This window comes from Vibrio sp. S11_S32, assembly GCF_014694465.1.
GTDB lineage: Bacteria > Pseudomonadota > Gammaproteobacteria > Enterobacterales > Vibrionaceae > Vibrio > Vibrio algicola.
Map to the genome: position 1 here is coordinate 1 of NZ_JAAUWS010000113.1, position 1,453 is coordinate 1,453.

Annotated in this window: 3 protein-coding genes; 1 reads left to right on the forward strand and 2 read right to left on the reverse strand. The window is 35.4% G+C overall.

Going from position 1 to position 1,453, the window contains the following annotated elements; all coding sequences use genetic code 11:
- Positions 1-259 precede the first annotated feature (259 nt).
- Positions 260-550, reverse strand: a complete 291-nt coding sequence (locus tag HC723_RS16770) for a type II toxin-antitoxin system RelE/ParE family toxin (protein ID WP_190339901.1) — start codon at positions 548-550, stop codon at positions 260-262.
- The gene (locus HC723_RS16775; RefSeq protein WP_153448283.1) at positions 543-764 is read right to left on the reverse strand and encodes a TA system antitoxin ParD family protein; all 222 of its coding nucleotides are present in this window, start codon (positions 762-764) and stop codon (positions 543-545) included. The genes HC723_RS16770 and HC723_RS16775 overlap by 8 nt, the downstream gene beginning before the upstream one ends.
- 240 nt (positions 765-1,004) lie before the next feature.
- Here HC723_RS16775 and HC723_RS16780 point away from each other — a divergent pair, with 240 nt between their 5' ends.
- Entirely contained in the window at positions 1,005-1,415 is a 411-nt protein-coding gene (locus tag HC723_RS16780) for a hypothetical protein (protein WP_190339902.1), read from the forward strand.
- Positions 1,416-1,453 lie beyond the last annotated feature (38 nt).

Below are 1,453 nucleotides of genomic sequence, written 5' to 3' on the forward strand. Positions count from 1 at the left end.
AGGCCGATTGCCTCTTCTTTAAATTCTTTCGTATAAGTTCGATATTGACGTTTTGTATTCATATTCACCTCGATTGATTATCGTATTATCCACAATCAAGGTGTCCAGATCGATTAGACCAGAATATGTCATGCGCTAAATAGAACAAAATCCCAACGCATAAAAACCATTATTCTCGATTTTGAGTAGTTTTCATATTCTGAATAATGAAAAGAATAATTATGCGAAGCTTGGAGTAATTCTATATTCTCGCTATGACTCAGAAGATATTTTTAACATCACGGTAAAAGTTTTCATGAGATCCTAATGCCATTAGCTCAAGGGTGACGGTGCCATCTTCGTAACTGTAACCAAGTAACGTTAATTGCTTAACCATTTTGAATTTATAAACACGTAAAAATGACAAGTCACCTTTCTTTTGCTCTCCTAATAATGGCTCTTTCATTAGTTCTTTAACTGCATTATCAAGATCAAGCTTCTGATTTTTATGTAGCTTTTTTACTGCTTTCTTAAATGTAGGCGTCTGTAAAATTTGAGTTATCTTAGCCAAAATTATAGTTCTCCAACTTTCCTGCTTCTTTTTCAGCTTTGGCAATAATTGCTTGTTTTACAAACTCATATGGTAATTCTGGGTTATCTTCCATCATTTCACCAATTTTAGCCCAGTGTTCAATTTGTTTTGGTGCGGTACGGCTAAATGCTTTAGCCATAATGGTAGCTTTTTGTACAAGGTCTTGATCTAATCTAATGCTTGCTGTAGCCATTTTAAGTATCCTATTTAAAGTTGATTTTTATTATTGTAGCGCATAGCTTCTATTGTGGCAAGTTGCATCATTGTGACGTGTTAAGGTGTCAACGCTAATACTGTGAATCTAGCGGCCTTTCTTTTGGCTCGCGATCACGTTTCACTTCAAATACCACGAAAACTAAGCATCACTCTATTGTCATATGTCAGTAAGAGGTACTTAAATGACATGTTGTTTTGTTATCTTAAGGAAGAAAATATGAATAAAAGGTTTAAATTTTTAAGTGTAGCTGTTTTGGGTTTCCTGATGGCTGGCTGTAGCTCAGTTCCAAAGCCCCATGATCCCAACGTTATTGTTGAAGCAAAATATTATCCACCTGAAAACCCGATCATGGCTACTAGTCAACCAACTAATATCACTATATTAAATAACAGGGTTTCAACACGAAATAGTTATTATGAGTTGTTGTTAGGTCAGAACGTGGCAAAAATTTGTAAGGAATCGACAAAATGTGGCGAGGCTTCAAACTTGGCGACACTATCTTATCGGATCGAAAAGAAAGGCCGCGATCTTGTTATTATGGCTTTGTTGCATCGCTCGATAAACAATCAATTAGGCAATACTGTCAGGGTCGGTTATTATTTTAATCGACCTTTCATATCAGAATAATTAACAAATGCCTTACAAATACAACCAAACTAAACAGC

Coding starts and splice junctions, on each gene's coding strand:
- HC723_RS16775 (WP_153448283.1), bottom strand. CDS start 764: ATGGCTACAGCAAGCATTAGATTAGATCAAGACCTTGTACAAAAAGCT.
- HC723_RS16780 (WP_190339902.1), top strand. CDS start 1,005: ATGAATAAAAGGTTTAAATTTTTAAGTGTAGCTGTTTTGGGTTTCCTG.